General features: G+C 48.0%; 3 protein-coding genes and 1 pseudogene. All 4 read left to right on the forward strand.

The genetic code is table 11. The annotated features are described in order from the left end of the window. A pseudogene (locus ACNRUY_RS25075) lies at positions 1 to 227 on the forward strand (hypothetical protein); the annotation flags it as partial. Continuing rightward, positions 228 to 1,637, forward strand: coding sequence for an HlyD family type I secretion periplasmic adaptor subunit (locus ACNRUY_RS25080; RefSeq protein WP_488114403.1), 1,410 nt, complete (start codon positions 228 to 230; stop codon positions 1,635 to 1,637). A 6-nt stretch (positions 1,638 to 1,643) separates the two neighbouring features. After that, complete coding sequence (locus ACNRUY_RS25085; RefSeq protein WP_488114404.1) at positions 1,644 to 2,429, forward strand: hypothetical protein; 786 nt, start codon at positions 1,644 to 1,646, stop codon at positions 2,427 to 2,429. 866 nt (positions 2,430 to 3,295) lie between these two features. Beyond that, positions 3,296 to 8,740 (forward strand): calcium-binding protein, encoded by a 5,445-nt coding sequence (locus tag ACNRUY_RS25090; RefSeq protein WP_488114405.1) that lies wholly within the window; start codon positions 3,296 to 3,298, stop codon positions 8,738 to 8,740. Positions 8,741 to 8,811 lie beyond the last annotated feature (71 nt).

The raw sequence follows: 8,811 nt of genomic DNA on the forward strand, positions 1-8,811 counted from the left end.
ATTATGAATCGGAACACATTATTCAGCAGAACATGAAGCGGATCAGTCAGGGGCGCACGGTCTTTATTATTGCCCATCGCCTGTCCACGGTGCGCAACGCCAACCGGATTATTGTGATGGATAAGGGGCGCATTGTGGAAGAGGGCCACCACGACCAGCTGGTGAAACTGGGTGGCCATTATGCAAGGCTGAATGCCCATCAGCACGGTTTGCGGGAGGTGGTGTAAATGAAATCCCTGTTGGCAAAAATCACTAAAGCCCTGTTGAGCCGACTGGAAAGCAATGACACTCTGGACAACACCCGTCGTCAGTTTCTGCCAGCAGCCCTGGAGGTGGAAGACACACCCGCCAGCCCGGTCAGCCGGATAATCATCAAAGTGATTGTGGTGCTGTTTGTGGTGGCCATTGTCTGGGCCTGTGTGGGAAGAATCGACATTGTGGCTACGGCCCAGGGGAAAATCGTCCCCGGTGAGCGGGTCAAAACCATTCAACCCATGGTCATTGGTGAGGTGGAAGCCATCCATGTGCGCGAAGGGGACGAAGTCAAAGCCGGTGACCCGCTGATCACCCTGGTGGATACGGTCACCGAAGCGGAGCGGGTACGGTTAAAACAGGAAATAGCGGCCCTTGCCTTGCAGCTGGCCCGGCAGGAGGCGTTTGTTGCTTACCTGGATCAACCAGAAGCAACGGGACGGGCTGTACCCGTACTGAACAGTCACCTGAAACCCGGCGAGCGCAATAAGGAACAGCTGACGTTTGAACAGCAATTGCTGACCCAGCAGATAGAGGACTACACCACCGCCAGCAACACCCTGAAAAGCCAGATCAAAAGCAAGGGCGCAGAACAGCAGACCATTGAGGCCGTCGTCACCAAACTGCAACGGGTACTGCCGTTGATTGAAGAGCGCACCCGGGCACTGGAAGGGCTCTATAAAAAGAACTACGGCTCCAAAGTCCAATACCTGGAGCTGGAACAGAAGCGCATAGAGCTGGAGGAAGATATCAAGGCTCAACAGGCTGCCGTGCGACAACTGAAAGCAGAACAGGAACAAATTACGCACCAGCTGCTCAGTCTCCATGCCCAAAAGCGAAGGGAAAGCCTGGACCAGCAGGAGCAACTGCATCGACAGCTGGCCAGCCTGGAGCAGGAGCGTATCAAGGCAAAAGAGCTGCACGAACAGCAGCAGATATCCGCACCTATTGATGGCACCGTGCAGCAGTTGCAGGTGCATACCGTGGGTGGTGTGGTACAACCGGCTCAGGCGCTGATGCAGATCGTCCCCTCCCAAGCAACCATGGAAGTGGAAGCCTGGGTGCTAAACAAAGACATCGGTTTTGTGCAGGAAGGACAGAGTGCGGCGGTCAAAATCGACACCTTTAACTTTACCAAATACGGCTTGATCGATGGCGCATTGACGCATATTTCCAACGATGCCGTGGCCGATGAAGAGCAGGGCCTGCGTTATCTAACCAATGTCCAGATCGAAAAAGACTGGATGCAGGTGGATAATCGCCGGGTAAACCTGTCACCGGGGATGAGTGTGGCGGTGGAGATCAAAACCGGGCAAAGACGACTGATTGAGTATTTTTTGAGTCCGCTTTTGAGGTTTAAGCAAGAGAGTATTAAGGAGAGGTAGTTGTAAATGGTTAGATATTTTTTACATTATGGTGTCAAATATTGGCAAATTATCTGTCTTATTTCAATATCATTTTCTGGATGGACTAGTTCTATTTATGCTAGCGCTGCAAATAATGGGCAAGCTGTGATAGATGACTCTCGGGCCAATATGGGGTTACCGCTCTGTAGGGAGTTTAAAGCCTATCTTGAGCGGCACATTGATGAAGCACTGCATTGCAACTTAGTACCAGACCCGGAGTTTAAAGATTTCAGGTTGCCGGATTATAAGCCTGCACCAGAGGGGCTCGGACTTCGCTTAGTGCTACAGGCAATATCGACAGCAGACAGTGATCGTTATAAACGTTACCCGGATCAATTCAAAAAGCTGTTTGATCGAGCGTTTGAGATGCACTCCAGGAGTCGTTATCGAATCACGAGAATGGATGTCAATCATGATGGCCATATTAATACTGTTCTGTATAAGGATGAACCAGAAACCTGCGCCCGAGAAGGGGAACCTCATCCGATGGTATTACCTTATCGGCTATATGGTGACACGGTGCAACACAAAAACCCCTTTATAGATACTGATCTTCTTGGCGGAGAAAGAGGCTACCTAAAATTTGAATATGGTGAACCTTTCTTCTATAAGGGGCGAGTTTTTTGGTTGGAGGGTGTTTCTGGTCAATTAAAAAGCATGAAAAATCGGCCTTACAAGTTGTTTGTTATTTATCAACCAGATAGTGCGAATGCTGGTTATGGGAAATATGGCGCAGGTGCTGTTTGTGATTTTTCGGTGCATTATCGTTAAAGCAGTGATTGTTTAGCTTTAATAATTATTACAGTGATTATGCTGGGTGGGTCCAGCTATCTGGTGAATTAAAATAATATAGGAGTGTCGGTGTGACTATTACATATCATTCAACTTTAACTTCGGATCAATATAAGAATTTGCGTTACCAGATCATTTTGCAGCTGGAGGAAAGTGGTAATATCCATCCTGCTCCATATTTGGACAGCGAAGGGATTCCGACAATGGGTGCTGGCTTTAACCTGATGACTTCAGGTAATGCCAAACAAATATTATCTTTAGGGTTTGATGAGGATTATGCTGATAGGGAAAAGGGTATTCGAAACTTGGCAAGCGCCATTAAAAGTGAATTTGACAATCATGTTGATGAGTACATAACAAATAATCCCATTAATGAAGATGGTCTCACTGAGGCAAAAATAGAAACTGCCAAAGCTAACCAAAAAAAAGCTGCTAAAAGCTATGCCGCAGATTTGATAAATCCAACTTTGCAGGGCAGGTTTGATGCTGAGTTTGGTGGCGAGTTTGTTATTGCCGATAGTGGTGATGGAACACAGACAGCAGATCAGCGCGTTCGTACAATATTCGACTCGCTTGCAGATAGTGAGAATGGTTATGAAAAAGTCCTTAGGAGGCGTTTTTTTGAAGGTACACCACTATGGGAAGATAATGAATATCCTTTAGAGCGTTTGGCTTTAATTTCTCTTGAGTACAATAACGGCAATGAACTCATTGGGGATGGACTTAAAACTGCTCTGCAAGAAGGGAACCGGTTTGAGGCTTGGTATCAAATAAGGTACGTTTCAAATGGAAATAAAGAAGGAGGTATTGCCAAACGTCGATACTTTGAATCTCAACTATTTGGATTGTTTAATAGTATCCCTCCTTCTGATGAAGAAGCCAAAAATATTGTAGATGGTTTTATCGAGCCCACGCATCTGGAAAAAATTCAGTCTTATGAAGATGAATGGGGAGCTTGGGCAGATACTGCAAAAGTTGACTACAAAAATATTCTTGATGCTATTCCAAACGTAGACACGGTTGATAACCGCGGTGAAGCACTTAAGCCGATCACGTCTTATCTGGTTAAGCGTTTTGGCGTTACAGAAAATGTTGATCTTACTCAAATGAGTATTAATATCGACGGCGAAGTCATTTTAGGCATCAAAAATAAAGAAGATTTTATTGCTTCTACCGTTAAAGGGAATGAATCGAAAGACAATGGCGATTTGTTGATTGCTGTTGATGGACATAACCATAACTTGTCCGGCCGTTATGGTAATGATGTGCTGGTAGGTGCAAATGATTCAAACGAAATCTACGGCGGAGAAGATAACGATATTCTGATTGGCAAGGGAGGAAGTGACACTCTGCTGGGTGGAACTGGAGAAGACAAGCTTTATGGTGGAGAAGGTATTGATTATCTTTATGCACAGGGTAAAACCTCCATTGAAGATACTGCCTCCGATGAGTTGTATGGAGGCAGTGGTAATGATTTCCTTTATGGGGACTCAGGAGATGATCAATTAGATGGTGGTGAAGGGCAGGACTCGATGTTTGGAGGTGCTGGAAATGACACTTACATCGTAGATAGCACTAATGATATTGTGACTGAGAAGGAAGGTGAGGGTGAGATTGATACCGTCAAATCTAATGCCACTTTTACTCTTGGAGATCATGTTGAGAATCTTGAACTAACTGGTGATCAGTCCATTGATGGCACGGGTAATGATATTGCTAATGAAATTACCGGTAATGAACAAAGCAATACGCTGATGGGCTATGAGGGCAAAGATGTTCTACTGGGTGGCTTGGGAGCGGACACTCTGATAGGCGGTAAAGATGCTGACTACCTCCATGGCGGTGATGATAATGACCAAGACTTCCTTGAAGGAGGGCATGGTTTTGACACTTATGTGGTTAAAGACAATGATACCCTTTCTGACAGTGATGGCTATGGCCGTGTTGAATATAACAACCGTACTTTGACCGGTGGCTCTCGAAAGCAAGACGATCCGGCCAATGAGTATCAGGGTGGCGGCAATACCTATGTGCTGGATGGCAAGACCCTGGTTATTAATGGTGGGCTGACCATCAATAACTTTACCAATGGGCATCTGGGAATTCGTCTGGAAACCAAGGAGGAAGAGCCGGAGGCCCCCCCCGAGCATGACCCTGATGCAGTGACCGTCAGAAATTTTGACCCGCTGGCTATTGATCTGGATGCCAGTGGGGATATCACAACCAGCTCTGTTGAGTCGAGTACTGCTTATTTTGATCTGGACGAAGACGGCATTGCTGAAAAAGTTGGCTGGATCAATGCCTCTGATGGCCTGCTGGTCAATGACCTGAACGACAATGGTTCTATTGATGACATTACCGAGCTGTTTGGTAATGCGCAGATTAATGGCTTCAAGGCGCTGAAAGATGCGGGTGATAGCAATGATGACGAGGTGATCGATCGTTCCGATGAGATTTTTTCCCGGCTGAAAGTCTGGAAAGATAGCAATCAGGACGGTTTAAGTCAGGAGGAGGAACTCCATACCTTAGAGTCTCTGGGCATTGAGGCGATCAACCTGGAACACGACGTCGTCAGCAAAGACAGTAACGGTAACCGTATTCTGGCGGAAGGCTCTGCGGTCATCAATGGTGAAGAGGTTTATGCTGCCGCCTTTGATTTGCAGCTGGATAACCGGTTTACCAAGGATCCCGGCACCCATACGCTGGACCGGAGTGTGCTGGAAGATTTGCTGGAGCGCAATATTTATCTGCCATTGCTAAGGGGGTTCGGCTCAGTTAAGGATTTGCAGTCCGTTTATGCCAGTAACGATTCTACCCTGGAGCTGGTACAGACCCTAGCCACGACTGACAGTGCGACGGTGTATAAGAGCTTCGATAAGGTGCTGGCAGACTGGTCTGGTTTAACGGCATTACGTGAGCAGGCTGGCCTGGATACCGGGCAGCCACTGACCACGGTTGAAAAGCTGTGGATTATGGAGAGTTTTTCGGGCATTTCCGAGTTTAAAGGAGAAATTGAAACACAGTTTGCTAATAATAAAACCCCGTCAATTGGCCGACTGGACATCAATTACCTGGACAACCGCTTTGACTTATTGAAGCAGCATTATGCTGACCGGTTTCTTGCTCAGTCAGTGATGGAGGACGCCTTTAAAGGCACTTACTATTCGGTGAGCAATAACCGGATTGAAGTGGCTGACGGGGCCATGCTGGAAGGCTCGCTGGTTGAATACGCCAAAACGCTGGAATCTACAGACGATGCGGTTGCTTTTGCCCAAGTTTACAGCACCTTTCGAGACCATCTTAGCATTGATGAGACTGCTGTGGCTGCGCAGTTGGCGGGCGTACCTGGCGCAGTAGTATTCCATGATCTTCTGACTGGTTCTGTTCAGGATGTCAACTTCTGGAAGAATAATCACACGGGTTCCAGTGGTAACAGTTACCTCATCGGTACTTCAGGTAATGACCGGCTAAACGGTGGCGATGGCAATGATGTGCTCGATGGCAATGGTGGCTCTGATATTCTGTCTGGCGGCAATGGCAGTGATGTCTACTTGTATGGTGAGGGTGATGGCAATGTGACCATTAATAACTACGATGTCAGTGAAAGCCGTCATGATGTACTGCGCTTCAAGGAAGGCATTACAGCGGATGCTGTTCGCATTGCCCGTACCGGTGAACATTTGATTTTGAGATTCAAAGCGTCAGATGAGTCGATCACCATCAATCATTACTTTAAAAATGATGGCGAAGGCGGTTATGCCGTGAATGCTATTGAATTTGTCAGCGGTGAACAGTGGAATATAAGTTTCATCAAAGAGAAGTTGATGGAGGCCACTGAGGGTGATGATGAGGTATGGGGCTATGGCACGGATGATCAGCTCGTTGGCCTGGCAGGTAATGATCTTATACGTGCCCAGGGCGGTAGTGACACCATTGATGGTGGTGAGGGTAATGATATCGTTTATGCTGGCAGTGGTCAGGATATTCTTACAGGTGCTGACGGTAATGATCTTCTCTACGGCGAGGGTGGCAATGATCAGCTGTTCGGCAATATGGGAGCCGATAAGCTCTACGGTGGCAAGGACAGTGATGTTCTTGTTGGGGGGGCAGGAAATGACCTGCTGGAAGGTGGCTCTGGTAGTGACACCTATCTTATTGCCCAGGGCGATGGCCACGATACGATTACCGAGTACTGGACGGACAACGATACTGACCGAATCCAGCTGAGTGAAGGCATTTTGCCGGATAATACCACGTTGCTGCGTCAGAACGATGACCTGCTGATCAAGATAGGCGGCGAGAGTCAGTCCATTCGGGTCAAGTACTTTTTCAACAGCGATGCTGGCACCGGCTACGCCATTGACCAGATTGAGTTTGCCGATGGCACCGTGTGGGATATTGCCACGGTAAAAAGCCAGGTTCAGACCCCCACTGAGGGGAATGATGAACTCTGGGGGTATGAGGCTGACGATGATGTATTGACCGGACTGGGTGGGAATGATGTGATCCGGGGTCTGGCGGGTAACGACACAATCGATGCTGGCGACGGGAGTGACACCGTTTACGGTGGTGAAGGAGGTGATACTCTGACCGGAGGGCTGAGTGATGACCAGCTTTACGGTGACCAGGGGAATGATCGTTATGTTATAGCCCGTGGCGACGGTCACGATACGATTACCGAGTATTCAACGGGAGAGGATATCGACCGAATCCAGCTGGGTGAAGGTATTCATCCTGGCAGTACAACCCTTTTGCGCCGGAATTATGACCTGCTGATCAAGATAGACGGCGGGAGTCAGTCGATTCGGGTTCGAGATTACTTCAATAACGATGCTGGCACTGGCTACGCCATAGACCAGATTGAATTTGCCGATGGAACGGTATGGGATATTGATGCCGTTAAAAACAGGGTTCAGATCCCAACAGACGGCAATGATGAACTCTGGGGCTATGAGTCTGTGGATGATGTATTGACTGGGCTGGGTGGTAACGATGTGATCCGTGGGCTGGCCGGTAACGATACAATCGATGCTGGTGACGGAGATGACACCGTTTATGGAGGTGAGGGCGATGACCTGCTGACCGGTGGGGTAGGCAATGACCGTTTAAGCGGTGGCCAGGGCAGCGATACCTATCAATTCAGTCGTGGCCATGGTCAGGACTCGATCCATAACTATGACAACAGTGAAGGCCGTGTCGATCGCATTGAGTTTGATAGCACCATTACCGCTGACGATGTTCGGGTGACCCGTCAGGGCGATGATCTGGTGTTTATCACTTCTTCAAGCGACAGCATTCGTGTAGATCATTACTTCCGCAGCGATGTCACTACGCCCTATGCCCTTCAGGAAATAGTGTTTGCCGATGGTACCGCCTGGGATATTGAGCAGATAAAGTCTAAGGCGCTCATCCCTTCTGAATGGGCTGATGAAATTTGGGGCTACGACTCCAGTAACGATAACCTGAGCGGAGAAGCTGGTGATGACTCTATTCGGGGTCAGAACGGGGACGATACGCTTAATGGCGGCAAAGGGGCCGACCAGCTGTACGGTGGTGAAGGGAGCGATACATATATTGTTACTCGTGGTGATGGGCATGATGAAATCAATGAGGAAAACAGTGCTCATGGAGTTAACAAGTTACTTCTGACCGGCGGAATTCAGCCTGAGCAGACGGTGCTTAGGCGTCGAGGAAATGACTTATTGGTTGATATTGATTCTGGAGCCCAGAGCATCAGGGTGCACGGTTACTTTGTTTCATCTGCCAGCAATTCACAAAAGATCAGTTTTATTGAATTTGATAGTGGTGTCATCTGGGATCAGGAAGGTATCAGGTTGCAAAGCTTGAAAGCCACTGAACAGCGGGATGAGATATACGGAGATGCGAGTGACGATATCATTGATGGCCTGGGAGGAGGTGATCAGCTGAGTGGTATGGAAGGTCATGATGATATCCGAGGGGGCGCTGGTGACGATTACCTGTACGGGGGGGCAGGCAATGATGCTCTCAAAGGGGGTGATGGAAACGATGAATTACACGGTGGTGAGGGCGATGATGACCTGGAAGGTGGAAGTGGTAATGATTATTTAACGGATGAAGCCGGGCGAAATGTTTTTGACCCTGGTGCTGGAACGGACTTTATCAAAAATAATAAAGAGTCCACCGTTATTTTTCGGAAAAATTCCAGCTATGACTGGATGGAAGTTGGCAGCGTTCAGGTTGAGGAGTCAATGACAGGGCAAAAACATGATCACCAATTGAACAGCGCCATCAAGAAACAGCCTGTATAATCAGGGTTTTTCCTGTCTTTCGATGTCTGCAAAAGCCCTGTTTTCCAAATTCTCCTCGCTCACTGATAAGC

This window comes from Endozoicomonas sp. Z74, assembly GCF_057680865.1.